Consider the following 17,220-nt stretch of genomic DNA (forward strand, 5'->3'; position numbering starts at 1 on the left):
CTTCCCGATCCGGCGAACCCTCCGATCTTAGTCGGGGCCGCTTCTGATCAGGCTTTCGGGCGGACGGCGGTCAGGGCGGCGTCGACGTAGTAGAGGAGTGGCCGCGCCCCGTCATCCCGCGTCCACGCCTCTCCGGCGAGGTCGATACAAGTGATGGCGGTTCCGACGAGCACCCGAGCGGCGAGTGCGCGGGCGTCGGTGGGGGGCGGGAGCCGTCGTTCGACCTCCGGGACGAGGTCGTCGTACCAGCGCAGGTGCTTCTCGATGCTGCGTGCGCGAAGGGACGGCGTGCCGTACATCATGCGCGACACCGCGAGCATCTGAGCCTGGTCGGGTGCGGCGAGGGTGGCTGTGACCGCCGCCTGGAGCGCCTCCCAGGCATCCTCATCGGTGGGGCGCTTCTCGAGCTCGGCGCGCAGGAGCGCGCCGTCCGCGACGAAGTGGCCGAGCACCACGTCCTCCTTCGTTCCGAAGTAGCGGAAGAAGGACCGCCGGGAGATCCCCGCCGCCTGCGCGATCTCGTCGATGGTGGTGTTGTCGAACCCATTGGCGAGGAACAGGCCCATCGCGACCTCGGTGATCTCGGCGTACGCGCGTTGGCGGGAGCGGGCCCAGAGGCCGGGAGCAGGGGTGGGGGAGGTCATTTCAGCATCCTAGGACAGCGTGACTTCCTCTGCCGGTTTGGCACTAGGTGCCAGTCAGGCATAGGATGCGAGAATGACGACTCCCACTGCACTCGACTTCCCTGCCCAGACGGTTCTCATCACCGGCGCGAGCGCCGGCATAGGCGCGGAATTCGCGCACCAGCTCGCCGCACGCGGCAGTGACCTCGTTCTCGTGGCCCGACGCGCGGATCGGCTCCGAGCGCTCGCCGACCAGCTCGCCGCGACGTACGGCGTGCGCGCGCTCGCGCTCCCCGCGGACCTCTCCGAGCCGGGCATCGGTGAGCGCCTGCGCACGCGGACCGCCGAGGCGGGTTTCGCCGTGACGGGCGTCGTCAACAACGCCGGTTTCGCCAATCACGGTCTACTCCATGAGGCGCGGCTGAGCGACCTTCAACGCGAGATCGCCGTGGATGTGTCGAGCGTCGTGGAGATCACCCATGCGTTTCTTCCGCAGCTGCGCGCGCGGCGCGACGGCTTCGTCGTCAACGTCGCGAGCATGTCGGCCTACGCGGCGAACCCCACCATGGCGGTGTACGCGGCGACGAAAGCGTTCGTACTCAGCTTCACCGAGGGGGTGTGGTTCGAGTCGCGAGGAACTGGGGTGCGGGTGATGGCCCTCGTCCCCGGCGCGACCGAGACGGAGTTCTTCCAGGTGGCCGGCGAAGCTGCAGGCGGCGGTGCCCGTCGCATGTCGGCTGAGGCCGTGGCCCGCACTGCTCTGACGGCGATCGCCCGGCGTACACCGCCGGTCACCGTCATCGCGGGAACCTCGAATCGTCTGTCCGCCATCGCCACCCGGCTTGCCGGGCGCCGACGCATGACCGAGTTCGTCGGGCGCTTGATGATGCGTGATCAGCCGGTGCGGGCCTGAGGGGCGATACGCCGCGCCTCAGCTGCGTCGACGACATCCCCCGTGAGCCTGTTCACGGCGTCGCGATCCTCCGCAGCTGTCCTTCTCGCACGAGGTCGCGGACGCCCATCGAGGGGTCTTGGACCGCGAATCGGATGCCGCCCCCTTCGCGGCCGAACCACGGCGGTGTGACGGTGGCGGCAACCCGGATCGGGGCCGTCGTGAGGAAGGACTGGAGGGGCTGATCCAGGGCGGCCACCGGAAGCGAGCGCGCCTCGAAGGACGTGCCGGTCGGGTAGAGGAGGAACCCGTCGAGGGCTCCGATCCGGTCGACCAGCAGTCCGGCGGGCAGGTCGATCACGGTGTCCTTCACGCCGCGAGCGGCGAGATCCATCACGTGCGGAGCGGCCCAGGAGAGAAGTCGTTCCCGCTCGATATCGGGTAGTTCCTCCGGCTCGGGGAGCGGCGACAGCGCGTACTGGAACAGGGCGGTGACGATCTCCGGCGCCGATGGGCGTCGCAACAGGACGCGCGCCGTCCCGTAGTCGACGGTGGAAAGGGTCCACCGGTCACCGGCGTCGGCGATGACAAGAGCCCCTTCCCAGGGCACCCCGTCATCCCCGGGGAGGAGGACGGCACGGTCGGGGACACCGTTCTCGCGCAGGGTGGTTCGGACGTCCGCCCACGAGATCTCGGGCGTCATCGGTCTCCTCTTTCGTCGCAGGACATCGCGATCAAGCCTATGCACACGGCCGGAATGTCGATCGACGTCAGAATAGGGCTGTGGATGACGCTGGAATTCTCGCGATGTGGGCCGACCGCCTGTCCTACCTCCCGCTGACGGGCGACGGGAGGTTGCTGGTCGGGTGGGGCGACCTGGAGACGGCGTTCGCCATTCGCCAGGACCGCGAGGGGTTCACCGTCGACAAGCAGAGTCGAGGTCAGTGGACGACGCTCGGGCGCTTCTCGTCACGGTCGGAAGCGGAGACCTTCCTCGCGGTCTGCCTGGCATCGATCTGGCGCGCCGATCGCGGGCTCGGAGATGTCTTCCCCGCCGAACCCGCACCGGACACCACCGTCACCCGGATCGATCAGGGATACGACGTCGAAGCCCGAGGACACGAAGCATCCTTCCGTCAACGCACAGACGCCAAGCGCTACACCTACGTCGCCGGCCTCGGACTCCGTCAGGTCAACGGCTTCCTCATGCAGTAGGCGGGCCGGTCGTCGGGTTCCCGATCAACATGGCGTCGATGTCCGCTCTCGACGTGCGCCAGCCACCCCATCTCGCACGCGACGGCCCAGCAGTTCGGCCAGCTCGGGCTCGTAGGCGTCCGTTCCGGTTGTGCCGTCTCGCTCGAAGAGCCTGCTCTCCACTTACGGCCGAGTTGTCACTCACGCTCCCGGATGCGGGCGAGTTGGATGTCGGCCGGCTCCGCGCTCCCCAGGCGGAACGGCGGCGAACCATCCTTGGGTATGGCGAAGGGTCCATTGCCTGCAAGCGCCTGCATGATGTCCCCCTCTTCCATGAAGGCGCGGCTCTGGTAGCCCTGCACCCACCAGCGACCGTGATCCTCTGGTTCACCGACGAGCACGCAGGGGACACCTCCGTTGCGCTCTCCCTCGGCGAGGAGCTCCACGGCGATGCGCTGCGCCTCGACAGCGTCGACGACGTCAGCCATTCTTCGTCACCATGAGTCCGATTCTCGACACATCTTCGAGGCGGGCGAAAGCGCCGGTCTGCGCATCCAAGAACACCACGCCGTTGCGATCGTGGATGACGTTGAACACGTGAGCCGACCCATTCGGTCTCGCGATGTAGACGACCCCGCGGCTGCCCTCGGGCATGGCGGTCATCCGCGCGACGACATCCTGATATCCACCCATCCACTGGAAGTTCGGTTCGATGCCGAGTCCGGTGAAGATGTCTCCCACGTCACGGGGTACGGCGGAGGGCATCGCCGATGCCGGCGTTCCTTCCATGACGCGATCGAACGCGATCACGCATCGCGTGCAGTTCTGATCCCATCCTCGCTGGGCGAATCCCGGATCGAGCGTGCCGGCTTGAAGGCCGTCGAACCGCGTCGCATTGACGCCGAGAAGCCCCGGGTACTCGTGCCGGATGATCGAGCGCTGCAGGTCAGCCGGGATGCTGTCGAAGTGAAGCGCCGTCACATCGACAGCACCGGGGACCGGTGAGGAGAAGTCGCTGAGTGCGTTGGCGCCCGCGTCCAGACCACTCGGCACCGTCGGGGTCGTCGACTCGATGATCCGGTAGTCGTTCGACAGCAGCTGCTCGACGCTGAGAACACCGTCGACGTCGTCGACGAACTGCAGCTGGATGCCGCCGCCCGGCTGACCGAACGCGGGAGCGACCTCGGAGACCTCGATGTGGACCCCGGGAGGGAGCTCATCGGTGAGACGGAACACGTGATACCCGGCGTTGAGGTTGCCGCCCGGCAACGCCCGCTGCTCGAACAGCACACCCTCCGGCGAGAGGTAGGCGCCACCGCTCCCGCCGAAGCGGTCGATCGTGTCGCCGTAGTCGCGGCGGAACGCCTCCATGTCGGTGTACGATACGCGCGAGCCGGGAACCGCGCCGTCGTTGCCGGGGTAGATGGGGCGGTTGTCCGGACCCATGTACCGCTCTTCCCACTCTGCGCGGGTGTAGGGCTCGCCATCCGACCCGCGACCGTAGGGCGCCTCGGGGTCGGAGACGAGGTGCCGGATGTCGGCCGGCACGTCAGCCGGCGGCGCGTACTGGTCGGCCAGTGTCCCGTGATCGGCGCGAGGCTCCCCGTATTCGGGATCGATGTCTCCCCCGCGGTGCTCCGGTCCCTCGGTCCAGCCGTCGCCCTCGTCGCCGCGACCGACCGGAGCCGACCCGTCGCCCGGGCCCGAACCGTCGCCCGATCCTGCGCCGTTTCCGGCGGGTCCGTTCGTGTCCGCGCTGGCGCCGCCCGACCCGCCGGTCTCGGTGCGCACCGGTGCCTCGTCCACGACCGCGTTCGCCGGCGCAGGGCCGGTCTCGCCGCGCACGCCACCCGCATTCACCAGTTCCGGCTCGCGCACGGGCGCGGGAACGGATGCTTCGGCCCCGCCGTCGCCGGCGCGGACGCCACCGGCCACGGCGTTGTCGAGAGAGCCCGCCGGCATCTCGATCACACCGCCGGGGAACTCCAGCACGGGCGCGCCGGTCTCGTCGACCCGGGCGTAGACGTTCTGCGGGTCGACGCCGACCTCGTCCAGCAAGCGCATCGCCGACGTCGGGTCGGTCGCGGTGTACACCTCGACGGGGCCGAGGTTCACGTCGACGGGGGTGGTGTCGAGACGCCCGATGAGGTTGTCCAGGCTCCCGAGCCCGGCGCTTCCCAGGCGCATGGTGCCGTTCACGGCCCAGGCGGCCGGGTCGACGAAGTCGGCGACCCGCGCCATCCGGGAGAGGACGGATGCCGCTGTCGAGGCCGTCTTCACTCCGGCGACCGCCGCACCGCCCACCGGGATGAGCGCCGTGCCGACGTTGAACACCGACTCGCCGAGTGCGGTACCGGGGTCATCGGCCCACTTGTCCCAGGCGATGAGCGCCTTGCCGGTGTTGATCGCGGCCTCGTCCGCCTGTGCTTTGAAGTCGCGCACCTCCTGCGGCAGGAACCCGTCGCCGCCGAGCTGCTGCATGAGCGAATCGGCGTGGAAGATCGGAGCGAGCACACCGGTGTTGGCGGCGCCGGCGAACAGCAGATTGCCCAGGTTCCCCCAGGCCGCCCCGTAGGCGTCGCCGGAGAAGAAGTCACCGGTCGCGGGGTTGTAACCGAGGACCAGAGTGCCGAGGCCCTCGACCGTGCCCCAGATCCCGCCGACGGCGATGCCCTCCCAGAGGAAGTCCTTGAAGACGAATTTCGCCGTCGCCTCGCCGCAGCCCTCGGTGCGCTCGACCTCGGCGCCCCACGGCATCTCGGTGCCCTCCGGGATCTCCTCGATCCCGTATCCGAGGGCGTCGTCCTCCGACTGCGCGGCCCGGAGCGGATCAGCGCCGTACAGGGCGCGGATGGTGTTCGCACAGTCGCGCTCGGCCTCCCACAGCAGTACCTGCTGTGCGTTCACCTGCGCGATGAGGTCGTTGTTGCGGTCGACATACTCCTGGACCTCGTGCCACTCCTTCGTGACGGTCCGGTACTGCTCCACCGGCTCGGCCGTCGACGTGGATCCAGTCGCGCCGTAGGCGTTCCACGACCCCGAATACGTTGCCGTCGTGCCCCCGTACGACCCGTACGCGGTGTACGCGGGGTTCAGCTCCTGCACCTGCACGCCGCCGGCGATCTCCGCGCGGAAGGCCTGCGCGTCCAGGCGCAGCTGATCCAGTGCCGCCTTGATCGGGCGCACCGCCTCGGCGAACCCGTTCAGCGCCTGCGAGACGACGGAGAGGTTGTCTCCGACCTGCGTGGACTGGGTGTTCACCGGCTGCATCAGGTCGAGAACGATGCCTGATTCGGGCGCCTCGTACACCGCGGCCATGCCCTGCCACTTCGTGTGCACGGCGGCCCCGTGGTCGCGCACCTGGCCGGAGATGGTGCTCACCGTGCCCGCATGCAGCTCGATGGTGTCCGGATCGATGTCCTTGCCCGGAATCGCGTCCGGATCGATGGCACTCGGCATCGGTCACCTCACCCCCGGGGGCAGCACGGGCGGGTAGACCGTCGCGTGCGCCGCAGACTGCGCATTGGCCGCCATGTCCAGGTCGCCCTGCACATAGGCCTCCGTTGCGCTCACCACGCCCGTCGCGGCCGCGCCGATCCGAGCACTCATCCCCTGGATACGAGGACCCTCGTGAATCTGGAAGTACGACTGCACCGCTTCAGCGATCGCGGCCGACTGCGAGGCGGTCACCGCCCCCTCGAGGGCGGGACTGAGGTTGTTCAACGCGGTGCCGAGAGCCTCGGCATCGACGTTGACGTCCTGCAGTACGGCGACGACCCCCGACGGTTGGATTCTCCAGCCCGTCACAGGTCAGCCCCTCTCAGCCGATGGATTCGACCGCGGTGCGCGCCTTGCCGAGAGCGGTCTGCGCCGACTCGTCATTGCGCTCCAGCGACGAGCGGAGCGTCTGGATGATGGAGCGCACCTCGCCCGCGGCGTTCTTCCACCGCAACTCCTTGGCGCGATAGTCCTCCGAGACGCCGTCGGCGGCGTAATCGGCCATCGCGGCGTTCACGTCGCGGTCGTGCGCGTCGATCAGCGTCTCGAGCTGCGCGGCCACGCGGTTGAAGTTGTCCTGGGCATTCTGCGATGCCGGAATGCTGTAGTCCCGACGGTCACCCTGATTCGCCATGATGATCCCCTCCCGTCATCGGGCGCCGAAGCGCGCCGCGTCGAACGATGAACCCGACTCGAGGCTGGTGGTGGAGTCGACCATCGACGCCTCACCTTCCTGGAACGACCGGTCCATCCCTGCGATACCGCCGAGCACGCCGTCCAGCGCGAGCTTCAGCTCACCCGAGATGGCGTCCGTACGGGCCTTGAAGCGGTCGAACGCCACGCGTCCAGCGCCCTGGAACTGCCCCTCCAGCGGCTCCGCCGCCTCGAGCAGCTGCCGCACCAGCAGTGCCAGCTCGTCGCTCGACCCGGAGGTCGCCTTTCCCAGCACGCCCAGCGTGTCAGCCCCCATCGCGAACTTCATCGCGTACCTCCCCGAACCCGTTGAAAACGACTTCCACAGCCTAGACAACGGCGAAACCGCCTTCCAATCAGATGAGAGAACTCTCCTTTTCGCGTCCCTCAGCTGACACGATGGGTCCGACGGCCACGACCGTCGGACTGGAGGGTGCTCATGGCGGATTACCCCAACATCGCCGACCACGGCGTGATCGGCGACCTTCAGACCGCGGCGCTGGTGTCGACCGAGGGCACGATCGACTGGTTCTGCGCCCCGCGGTTCGATTCCCCCAGCATCTTCGGTTCGCTCCTCGATGCCGAGAAGGGCGGGTTCTGCAGCATCCGCCCGCTCGCCGACGACGTCGTGACCCGGCAGCTCTACCTGCCCGACACCGCGATCCTCATCACCCGGTTCATGACCGAGGACGGCGTCGGCGAGGTCGTCGATTTCATGCCGATCGCGGGACGTGGGCATACTCAGCGCCACCGCATCGCACGCCTCATCCGCGTCGTCCGAGGTGCGATGGAGTTCGAAGCCGAGGTCCGCCCCCGGTTCGGATACGGAGAACACCCCGAGAGCGTCGAGGTATCGCCCGATCACGGTGTGGTGTTCACCGGGGCGGGTCAGAGCCTCACCGTCCACCGGGTCGGTGACGTCATCGAGCGCGACGGTGCTCCCGCCGGCCACCTGGAGATGGTCGACGGCGCCCTCCGCGTCCGAGGCGAGCTGCGTGCCGGTGAGAGCACCGGGCTGCTGCTGGAGACCGGCGGCGCCCGCGCCGAGCGGGTTCCGGCCGGTGAGCTCGACCGGATGTTCCGGCGCACTCAGCGGTTCTGGCGGGAATGGGTGGACCGCTCGACCTATCACGGTCGATGGCGGGAAGTGGTCACACGTTCGGCGATCACCCTGAAACTGCTGACCTACGCACCCACCGGGGCCCTGGTCGCCGCACCCACCGCCGGACTCCCCGAGCAGGTCGGTGGCGAGCGCAACTGGGACTACCGCTACACGTGGATCCGAGACGCGTCGTTCTCCGTCTCGGCCCTCCTGGCTCTCGGATACGCCGACGAGGCGGAGGCCTTCGTGGCGTGGCTCGCCGATCGCGTCAAGGAGAGCGTCGGTGATGAATCGGGTCCGCTGAAGATCATGTACCGCGTCGACGGCACCCACGACCTCGACGAGACGGTGCTGGAAGACGTCGAGGGCTACCGCGGTTCACGACCCGTACGCATCGGCAACGGCGCGGAAGACCAGCTGCAGCTGGACATCTACGGCGAGGTCATGGACTCCATCGCACACGCCCAAGCTCACGGCCTGATGCTCTCGCACCGCGGGTGGACCGAGGTCGCGCGCATGCTCGACTGGGTGTGCGACAACTGGCAGCGCGACGAAGAAGGGGTCTGGGAGACCCGCGGCGGCCGGCAGCGCTTCACCTTCGGGCGCCTGATGTGCTGGGTGGCGCTGGACCGCGGCATCCGTCTGGCGGAATCGATCGGAAAGCCCGCCGACATCGTCCGCTGGCGAACCGAGCGCGACGCCCTCTACTCCGAGATCATGAGCGCCGGGTGGGACGACAAGCGTCACGCCTTCGTCCAGCACGAGGGGACGGACGTGCTGGATGCGTCGCTCCTGGTGATGCCGCGGACCGGTTTCGTCTCGCCGCGCGACCCGCTGTGGCTCTCCACCCTGCGCGCGATGGAGGAAGAGCTCGTCTCCGACAGCCTCGTGTATCGCTACAACCCGGCGGCCTCTCCCGACGGCCTGCGCGGGTCGGAGGGCACCTTCACCCTCTGCTCCTTCTGGTACGTCGATGCGCTCGCGCGGTCGGGAAGACTGGATGACGCGCGGCTGACGTTCGAGAAGATGCTGACCTACGCCAATCACCTCGGTCTGTACGCCGAGGAGATCGGTCTCACGGGCGAGCAGCTCGGCAACTTCCCGCAGGCCTTCAGCCACCTCGCTCTCATCGACGCAGCCGTGAACCTCGACCGGCTGCTGGGAAAATAGGGGTAACCCCCTCCCACTCCGGCACCGGCCGCTCGTACGCTGAGCCCATGACCACGTCGCCTCCGCCGCCCGCCGGCGGCTATGCCCCGCCCCCGGCGCAGCCGATGAACCCCGCGGATGAGAAGCTCTGGGCCACGCTGATCCACCTCGGCGGACTCTTCTTCGGTTTCCTGGCGCCCCTCATCGGCTACCTCGTGCTGAGGGATCGGGGGCCCTTCGTCCGGGCGCACACGGCCACTGCGCTGAACTTCCAGCTGACCCTGATCATCGCCTACCTCGTCGGCGGGATCCTGACCTTCTTCCTCATCGGCGTCTTCGTCATCCTGGCCGCCTACGTCCTGAACATCGTGTTCTGCATCATCGCCGCCGTCGCCGCCAACCGCGGCCAGTGGTACACCTACCCGCTGTCGATCCCGTTCGTTCGGTAGGCCTCACTAGAATCGACGGGTGCCCGACCAGTCCCGTCTCGATAAAGTCATCGCTCTCGCTCGCCATCGCGGGTTCGTCTTCCAAGCGGGCGAGATCTACGGAGGGTCGCGGTCGGCGTGGGACTACGGTCCGCTCGGCACCGAGCTGAAGGAGAACATCCGCCGCCAGTGGTGGCAGACCTTCGTCCGCGGACGCGGCGACATGGTGGGCCTGGACTCCTCCATCATCCTGCCCAAGCGCGTGTGGGAGGCCTCGGGCCACGTCGCCACCTTCACCGACCCGCTCGTGGAGTGCCTGCAGTGCCACAAGCGCTTCCGCGCCGACACCCTGATCGAGGACTTCGAAGCACGCAAGGGGCGCGCGGCCGAGAACGGCCTGGCCGATGTGCCGTGTCCGAACTGCGGCACCAAGGGGCGGTACACCGAGCCGAAGGCGTTCTCAGGCCTGGTGAAGACCTACCTCGGCGTCGTCGACGACGAGTCGGGTCTGTACTACCTCCGTCCCGAGACAGCGCAGGGCATCTTCGTCAACTTCTCCAACGTGCTCACGGCGAGCCGCAAGAAGCCACCGTTCGGCGTCGGCCAGGTGGGCAAGGCGTTCCGCAACGAGATCACTCCCGGCAACTTCATCTTCCGCACCCGCGAGTTCGAGCAGATGGAGATCGAGTACTTCACCCCGCCGACCGAGGCCGAGACGTGGTTCCACCACTGGGTCGAGGCGTGCTGGAACTGGTTCGTCGACCTGGGCATCGATGAGGGCAACATGCGCCGCTTCGATGTGCCCGCCGAGGACCGCGCGCACTACTCCGCCGGCACCATCGACCTGGAGTACCGCTTCGGCTTCCCGGGCAAGGAGTGGGGCGAGCTGATGGGGGTTGCCAACCGCACCGACTACGACCTCAAGAGCCACAGCGAGGCGTCGGGCCAGTCGCTGACCTTCTTCGATCAGGCCTCGGGGGAGAAGTACACACCCTTCGTCATCGAGCCCTCGTTCGGTCTGACACGGTCGATGATGGCCTTCCTCGTCGACTCGTACCACGAGGAGGAGGCGCCCAATGCCAAGGGCGGCACCGACAAGCGCACCGTGCTGCGTCTGGACCCGCGCCTGGCCCCGGTGAAGGCCGCCGTCCTGCCGCTCTCGCGCAACGAGCAGCTCTCGCCGATCGCCCGCGAGGTGGCCGACGACCTGCGCGGGCAGTGGAACGTCGACTTCGACGACGCCGGCGCGATCGGTCGCCGCTACCGCCGCCAGGACGAGATCGGCACGCCGTTCTGCGTGACCATCGACTTCGATTCCCTCGAGGATCGGGCGGTCACCGTCCGCGACCGCGACACGATGGGTCAGGAGCGCGTGCCCCTCGAGGGCCTGCACGCCTACCTCGCGGAGCGACTGAAGGGCGCCTGACTCAGCCGGTCACCGTGATGGCGGCGTAGTCGCCGCCGCCGCTGGTGACCGATGCGAAGCTCTGCACGAGGATGTGGCGGAGCACGTCGAGGTCGACCTTCTCGAGGTCTTTCAGGTAGATGCACGACACGCTCGACGTGTGCGGCCCGAGCTTCGCCAGATCGTCGGTGTGCGCGGCGACGGCGTCGACGTAGACCGTGGTCGATGCCTTTCGCGGCGCGAACGACAGCAGCGGCATGTCGCCCTCCGTGCCCGTGGGATAGCGGTAGTGACAGCTGCCGAAGCCGATGATCGTGCCCCAGAGCTCGGGCTCCCGGCCGGAGATCTCGCGCATCATCGTCACGAGCGTCTCCGCATCGCGCCTCCGGCGCTCCGGCGTCACGGCCGCGATGTACTCCTCGACGCTGCCTCCGGTGGCTTTCACGACGACTCCTTCGCCTTCGCCTTCATCGCCCGCTTGTACTCGCGCACCTTCGTCAGCGATTCGGGCGAGACGATGTCGGCGACGCTGCGGAACGACCCCTCCTCGCCGTAGGGGGCCGACGCCTCACGCCAGCCCTCGCCGGTGTAGCCGTACTGCTTGCCGAGCAGGGCGAGGAAGATCTTCGCCTTCTGCTCTCCGAACCCGGGCAGCTTCTTCAGACGCTTCAGCACCTCGGCACCGTCCGGTTCGCCGCGCGTCCAGATCGCCGAGGCGTCGCCGTTCCACTCCTCGACGACCGCGGCGCACAGCGACTGCACCCGTGCCGCCATGGACCCGGGGAAGCGGTGCACCGCCGGGGTGGCGGAGAACAGCTCGGCGAAGGCGTCGGGTTCGAAGCTCGCTATCGTCGCCGCATCGAAGGTGCCGGCTCGCTCGGAGATCTTCAACGGACCTGCGAAGGCGGTCTCCATCGCCACCTGCTGGTCCAGCAGCATCCCGATCAGCAGCGCGAGCGGATCGTCGCTGAGCAGCTGATCCGCGGTCTCATCACCGGTGATGTGAAGCGTCATGCCGACAGTCTCCCACCCGTTAGGTTGTCAGGAGCCATCGATCGGACCACCATCGAGCAGACCAAGGAGGTGCGCGACGTGGCGGATCCGCGCACGCTCGTCACGGCCGGCCTGCTCTTCCGCAGAGCCCGTGCCCGCACCGGGCATCTCGGCGCGCTGGCGGCGACGGTCGCCGTAGCGGTGGCAACCGTCATCCTCATCCTCGTCGTCACCGGCGAAGCCGAGTCGCGCGCCCGCGCCGCCGCGGCCGCCGGCACTCCCGTGGAGGACGTCGACGCCGCCGTCGCCGTCGGGGCGGCGTCACTCGCCTCGGCGCTTCCCTCACTCCTTCTCACCGTTGCGGTCGTGGCGGGCGCCGCGGTGGCGCAGCTGGGCAGACTGCTCGCCGCCGCGCGTGAACACGAGACCGAGACCGCCCGCGCTCGAGGACTCTCGCGCGGCCAGGCGCTCCTGCTCCACACGACCGAGGCGGTGATCGTCGGTGTGGCCGGCACGCTCGCGGGTTCGGGGATCGCCGCCGGGCTCGCGGCGGCGATCGGAGGGACGGATGCCGCGACCGCGGCCCTGACGCAGACGGCGGCCGCAGCGCTGATCGCGCTGCTCCTCGCGGTGATCCTCGTCTCGGCGCTCGCGCGGCGCTCGGTCACGCGTCGCCGGGGGGCGCGCGCGACCACCATCGCCGCCGTAGCCCTCGTGGTCGCCGCCGCAGCCCTCGGCCTCTGGCAGCTCGGGTTCGCCCGGCCCGGGGGGTTCGACCCGATCGTGGCGCTCACCCCCACCGTCGTCCTCCTGGCCGCTGCGCTGGCGGCACTCGCCGTGTTCGGCGTCCTCGCGCGCGTCGCAGCTCTCCCGGCGGCGCGCGCCCGAGGCCTGGAGACCGCGCTCGGCCGCCGGCAGGTCGCCCGCCGGCTTCCGCTCTCGGGGGTGGCCGTGCTCCTGGTGGCGCTGACGGTGTCGCAGGCGATCCTGGCCGGTGCATTCGCCGGCACGTGGGCCGCCGCCACGACCGACTCGGCCGCGCTGCGCGTCGGAACCGACCTCCGCGTCGACCTGGCACCGCAGAGCGCGTCACCCGCCGATCTCGGCGCGAGCGCCGCCGTCGACGGCGTCGACGCGGTGGCCGGTGCGGTCACCGATCTGCTCGAGTTCGGCGACGACGAGGTGAGCCTCGTCGCGCTCCCCGCCGCTTCCGCACCGGTGGTCATGACCGATGCGGGCGGCGCCGCCGATCCCTCAGCGCTCGTGCGGGCGGTCACCGGTGAGGAGGGCGACGCCGGTGAGGCCGGCGCCGGTGAGGCCGACGTCGTGCGCGCTGCACCCGTGGCGCTCGGGGAGGGAGCTGCCGGCCTCTCGATCACCGTGTCGGCGCAGTGGACGGGCGCTGACGTGAGCGGCGCGCTGCAGCCGCTGGCGATCCTCCTGGACGCACGCGGGACGCCCGCGGCCGTGCCGCTGACCGTGGCGCGCTCGCTGTCGTCGATCGATGGCGCGCGGGTGGTGGCCGAAGCCGCCCTCCCCGGCGGAGCGGCGCCGTGGACGCTGGCCGCCCTCGTCATGCGGGTGGGCCCCACCCCCGGCGTGCCGGCCGGGACGGTGACCCTGGAGGAGATCTCGGCGGTCGGCGGCGAGGCCCTCGATCTCGCCGGCTCGGTCGTCTTCCAGGGCGGCGAGCGTGAACAGGTGATCTGGCTCGCCGACGGCCGGGAGCGCGGCCCCGCGGCCGTGCCGGCCGATGCCCTGCGGGTCGCGGTCTCCGAAGCGTTCGGGGCGCGGTTCGGTGTCGCCGTGGGTGACCGTCTCGATTACCGGGTCGCCGGCACCGGCCGCCGCGGCGAGGTGCTCGTCACCGCCGTCGTCGACGCGATTCCCGGGGCCTCGCGCGCCGACGCGGTCTTCGCGGTGACGGACGACCTCCTCGTCGCCTCGCTGCAGCGCGGAACGTCGTTCGCCCTTCCCGGAAGCGTGTGGGCTGCGGGCCGCTTGGATTCCGATGCCGCGCTCAGCGCTGCGCTCGACGACCGGGCCGTACGGGTCGCCGCTCCGGGGGTGGCCGACCGGATGGTCGGGGTGCTCGTCCCGGGATGGTGGGTGGCCGCCGGTGGCGCTGCCGTCCTCGCGCTGATCGCCACGCTCGCCATCGTGCAGTCGCTCGCTCTGGCCCGGGGGCCCGAGCTCGCGGTCCTCCGGGCGCTCGGAGTCACCGGCGCCCGGCAGGCACGGCTCCGCACCGGCGAGCTCGGAGCGATCCTCGGCGGCTCCGCCCTCCTCGGCGTGGTGGGCGGTGCAGCGGTCGCGCTGGTGCTGGCCGAGCCCCTCGTCCGCGCGACGACGCCCGGCATCCTCGCCGTGGCTCTCTCGCTCCAGCCGGCCTGGGCTCCCCTCATCGGTGTCGTGGCAGCGCTTGCCGGCGGACTGGTGCTCATCATCGTCGGCGCGAGCCAGAGGGTCCGTCGTGCCGCTCGCGACGCGGTCGTGGGGGAGGAGGCCCGATGAGTGGCCGCGTGACCCGCGCCGCGCTGCTGCGCCACCACCTCGGCTTCGCCTCGGGCGGCGGGTTCGTGGTCGCGCTGCTCGTGCTGGTTCTCACGATTCTCGCCACCGCCGCTCCGGTGGCACTGGGCCGACTCGGCGATGCGACGGTGCAGTACCGGCTCGCGGGGCTCAGTGCGGTCGAGCGCGACGTCGTGGCCGACGAGAACGGCATCCCCCCGGTCGCGCCCGACGTGCTGTTCTCCAACCCGACCGTCGTCGCCGACGTCTGGGGAGGCTTCACGACCGAGGTCGAAAGGATCCGCACCGAGGCGGCGGCGCCGCTCCCCGACATCCTGCAGCCGGCGCGCACGATCGCCGTCGGCTCCGCTGCCGCCCTCGCCGACGAGCCGGGGACCGCGGAGATCGCCGTCGCCGCGGATCCCCGCTACGAGGACGAGATCGAGATCGTCGACGGCCGGCTCCCCGACCCCGCTGTCTTCGTCGAGCCCGGCGCCGAGGGCGCGGACGGTCAGGCCCGCGGGAGGATCGAGATCGTCCTCTCGGCCGACACCGCCGATGAGCTCGAGTGGGAACGGGACACCACGCGTCAGATCATCGGCTTCGACGGCGTCGTCGACGTGGTGCTCGTCGGTGTCTTCGCCCCCGTCGATGCGGCCGGTGCGTATTGGCAGCACGTGCCGTCGGTGCTCGAGCCGAACATCTTCGACGACGGCAATCGGCCGCGCGTCGTCACCGGCACCGGGTTCGCCCACCCCGCATCCCTCCGCGCGACCTTCCCGACGCAGGGCGCGAGCGTCACGACGACCGTCTGGTACCCCTTCGACGAGACCGCGGTCGACGCGCGGGACGCGGAGGCGGTCGCGGCGGGCCTTCGCCTCCTCACCGCGGTGGGACACACGGTCGCCGAGACCTCTACGGGCACCGGCGGCATCCTCAGCCTCCGATTCACCGCCGACGCCATCGGCGCCATCGACGCCGCGCAAGCCCAGGAGCGGGCGACCGCGGGCGTGGTCGCCATGATCGCCTCCGGTCCGATCGGCGTGGCCACCGCGGTGCTGATCCTCGGCTGTCGTCTCGTGTTCGACCGGCGCCGACCCGCCCTTCGGCTTCTCGCCGCGCGCGGGGCGGACACCCGACAGCTCCGGGCTCTCCTCGCGCTGGACGGGGTCGCGTGCGGCATCCTCCCCGCCCTTCTCGGGGTCGGAATCGGCGTGGCCGTCACGCAGTTGGCTCTGGGAACCGTTCCCGACCTCGCAGGTGTCGGCCTTGCGGTCGCCGTCGGTGTCGTTCCCGCCGCGGTACTCGCCATCCTCGCACCGTCAGCCGCGGACCGCCGGCCCCGTGCCGACCTCGGCGGACGCGGCTCGCGGCTGCGCGTCGTCCTCGAGGGCGCTGTGCTCGTGCTGGCCGCCCTCGCACTCATCCTGCTGCTCCTGCGGGGCGCGGGTGACGGTGCCGATCTCCTCACCGCCGCGACCCCGCTCCTGCTTGCGCTCGTCGCGTGCGTGGTGACGCTGCGGCTGTATCCGGTCCCGCTGGCCGCACTCCTCCGGCGCTCTCGCGGAGCGCGCGACCTCGCCGGCTACCTCGGCGCCGTGCGGGCGCTGCGGGAGCCGGCGATCGGACTCACCCCCGTGCTCGCGCTCGTGGTCGGGGTGTCGGTGGCGGTGTCCTCCGGCATCCTCCTCTCCACCGTCCAGGCGGGGATCGACCGATCGGCGGGCGCGCAGATCGGCGCCGACGTCCGGGTGGCGGGCGGCATCATCACCGGTGACCAGCTCGCTCAGCTGGGTTCGCTGAACGGCGTGGCGGGGGCGACCGGGATCTCGGGAGCCGACCCCGTCACCCTCGACATCGACGGTGAGCGGGTCGGCACCTCGGCCTTCGTCGTCGACGCCGACGACCTCCGCGCGGTGCAGGGGGAGGGCCCGGGGATGCTGCCGCCCGGCGTCTCGCTGGCACCGGCGTCAGGGCCGCTCCCGATCGTCGTCTCCACAGCGCTCGCCGACGAGATCGATGGCCGCGGCGGCCTGCGGGTCGGCTCGGTTCCCGCCGAGGTGGTGGGGGTGCTCGACGGTCCCGCGCCGATCGGTGCCCGTGCCGCGTGGCTCGCGCTGGACTCCTCCGCCGCCGAGGAGACGCTCGGGCGGGATCCGAGCGATCGCACCGCCGTCATCCGGCTGGAAGAGGGCGCCGACCCCGTCGCGGTGGTCGACGCCGTGCGGCAGGTGGTGAGTCCCACGCTCCGCATCGACACCGCCCGCGAGATCACCGATCAGATCGAGGAGAGCCCCGCCGTCGCGGGACTGCGCGCCGCGCTCTTCGCCGCGACGGCGCTCGCCGCCCTTCTCGGGGCCCTCGCCGTGGTGATGACGCTCACCCTCGCCGCCGCGCCGCGGGCGAGGCTGCTCGCGCTCCTGCGCACCCTCGGCGCCCCCGCCCGCATCGGGCGCGCCCTGGCGGCGTGGGAGGTCGCGCCGGCCGGGCTGGCCGCCCTCGTCGCCGGCACCCTCTTCGGGGCTCTGGTGCCCCTCGTCGTCCTGGCCGGGGTCGACCTCAGATCGTTCACCGGCTCGACGGCCCAGCCCGCGTATTCCGTCGACCCCGTCATCCTCGGGGTGACCCTCGGTGCCTTCGTCGCGCTGGTCACGGTCGCCACGCTCATCGCCCTCGCGGTCTCGCGCCGCGCCCGCACCTCGCGCCTCCTGCGTACGGTCGAGGAAGGATAG

16 protein-coding genes are annotated in these 17,220 nt (G+C 70.4%); 7 read left to right on the forward strand and 9 right to left on the reverse strand.

Going from position 1 to position 17,220, the window contains the following annotated elements; translation table 11 throughout:
* Window positions 1-47: 47 nt before the first annotated feature.
* Complete coding sequence (locus QSU92_RS10970) at window positions 48-644, reverse strand: TetR family transcriptional regulator (protein ID WP_289261740.1); 597 nt, start codon at window positions 642-644, stop codon at window positions 48-50.
* 73 nt (window positions 645-717) lie between these two features.
* Between QSU92_RS10970 and QSU92_RS10975 the strand changes: the two genes are divergently transcribed.
* Window positions 718-1,536 (forward strand): SDR family NAD(P)-dependent oxidoreductase, encoded by an 819-nt coding sequence (locus tag QSU92_RS10975; RefSeq protein ID WP_289261742.1) that lies wholly within the window; start codon window positions 718-720, stop codon window positions 1,534-1,536.
* A gap of 52 nt (window positions 1,537-1,588) precedes the next feature.
* Here QSU92_RS10975 and QSU92_RS10980 read toward each other — a convergent pair whose 3' ends face one another.
* On the reverse strand, window positions 1,589-2,218 hold the full coding sequence (locus QSU92_RS10980) for a TNT domain-containing protein (protein WP_289261743.1): 630 nt from the start codon (window positions 2,216-2,218) through the stop codon (window positions 1,589-1,591).
* Between the two features lie 80 nt (window positions 2,219-2,298).
* Here QSU92_RS10980 and QSU92_RS10985 point away from each other — a divergent pair, with 80 nt between their 5' ends.
* A complete protein-coding gene (locus QSU92_RS10985) occupies window positions 2,299-2,730 on the forward strand; it encodes a hypothetical protein (RefSeq protein ID WP_289261744.1) in 432 nt (143 codons plus the stop codon).
* Between the two features lie 176 nt (window positions 2,731-2,906).
* On the opposite strand, the gene QSU92_RS10990 is transcribed toward QSU92_RS10985, so the two are convergent.
* From QSU92_RS10990 to QSU92_RS11010, 5 genes are read right to left on the reverse strand one after another with little or no spacing between them, the layout of a single operon-like run.
* A complete protein-coding gene (locus QSU92_RS10990; protein WP_289261746.1) occupies window positions 2,907-3,197 on the reverse strand; it encodes a YrhB domain-containing protein in 291 nt (96 codons plus the stop codon).
* Window positions 3,190-6,168, reverse strand: a complete 2,979-nt coding sequence (locus tag QSU92_RS10995; protein WP_289261748.1) for a glycohydrolase toxin TNT-related protein — start codon at window positions 6,166-6,168, stop codon at window positions 3,190-3,192. The genes QSU92_RS10990 and QSU92_RS10995 overlap by 8 nt, the downstream gene beginning before the upstream one ends.
* Window positions 6,169-6,171: 3 nt before the next feature.
* A complete protein-coding gene (locus tag QSU92_RS11000) occupies window positions 6,172-6,516 on the reverse strand; it encodes a DUF6507 family protein (protein ID WP_289261750.1) in 345 nt (114 codons plus the stop codon).
* Between the two features lie 13 nt (window positions 6,517-6,529).
* Complete coding sequence (locus QSU92_RS11005) at window positions 6,530-6,841, reverse strand: pore-forming ESAT-6 family protein (RefSeq protein ID WP_289261752.1); 312 nt, start codon at window positions 6,839-6,841, stop codon at window positions 6,530-6,532.
* Window positions 6,842-6,856: 15 nt separating this feature from the next.
* On the reverse strand, window positions 6,857-7,177 hold the full coding sequence (locus QSU92_RS11010; RefSeq protein ID WP_333783425.1) for a hypothetical protein: 321 nt from the start codon (window positions 7,175-7,177) through the stop codon (window positions 6,857-6,859).
* Between the two features lie 162 nt (window positions 7,178-7,339).
* On the opposite strand from QSU92_RS11010, the gene QSU92_RS11015 reads away from it, so the two are divergent.
* From QSU92_RS11015 to QSU92_RS11025, 3 genes are read left to right on the forward strand one after another with little or no spacing between them, the layout of a single operon-like run.
* Window positions 7,340-9,172 (forward strand): glycoside hydrolase family 15 protein, encoded by a 1,833-nt coding sequence (locus QSU92_RS11015; protein ID WP_289261755.1) that lies wholly within the window; start codon window positions 7,340-7,342, stop codon window positions 9,170-9,172.
* Between the two features lie 47 nt (window positions 9,173-9,219).
* The gene (locus QSU92_RS11020; RefSeq protein ID WP_289261757.1) at window positions 9,220-9,600 is read left to right on the forward strand and encodes a DUF4870 domain-containing protein; all 381 of its coding nucleotides are present in this window, start codon (window positions 9,220-9,222) and stop codon (window positions 9,598-9,600) included.
* A 19-nt stretch (window positions 9,601-9,619) separates the two neighbouring features.
* Window positions 9,620-11,005, forward strand: a complete 1,386-nt coding sequence (locus tag QSU92_RS11025) for a glycine--tRNA ligase (protein WP_289261759.1) — start codon at window positions 9,620-9,622, stop codon at window positions 11,003-11,005.
* 1 nt (window position 11,006) lies between these two features.
* Here QSU92_RS11025 and QSU92_RS11030 read toward each other — a convergent pair whose 3' ends face one another.
* Together QSU92_RS11030 and QSU92_RS11035 are read right to left on the reverse strand one after the other, a co-directional pair.
* A complete protein-coding gene (locus QSU92_RS11030) occupies window positions 11,007-11,429 on the reverse strand; it encodes a DUF1801 domain-containing protein (RefSeq protein ID WP_289261761.1) in 423 nt (140 codons plus the stop codon).
* Window positions 11,426-11,998 (reverse strand): HhH-GPD-type base excision DNA repair protein, encoded by a 573-nt coding sequence (locus QSU92_RS11035; protein ID WP_289261763.1) that lies wholly within the window; start codon window positions 11,996-11,998, stop codon window positions 11,426-11,428. Before QSU92_RS11035 ends, QSU92_RS11030 begins: the two co-directional genes overlap by 4 nt.
* Window positions 11,999-12,076: 78 nt before the next feature.
* Between QSU92_RS11035 and QSU92_RS11040 the strand changes: the two genes are divergently transcribed.
* Window positions 12,077-14,491, forward strand: coding sequence for an FtsX-like permease family protein (locus QSU92_RS11040; RefSeq protein ID WP_289261765.1), 2,415 nt, complete (start codon window positions 12,077-12,079; stop codon window positions 14,489-14,491).
* Complete coding sequence (locus QSU92_RS11045; protein WP_289261768.1) at window positions 14,488-17,220, forward strand: FtsX-like permease family protein; 2,733 nt, start codon at window positions 14,488-14,490, stop codon at window positions 17,218-17,220. The genes QSU92_RS11040 and QSU92_RS11045 overlap by 4 nt, the downstream gene beginning before the upstream one ends.

It is taken from the genome of Microbacterium sp. ET2 (genome assembly GCF_030347395.1).
Lineage (GTDB): Bacteria > Actinomycetota > Actinomycetes > Actinomycetales > Microbacteriaceae > Microbacterium > Microbacterium albipurpureum.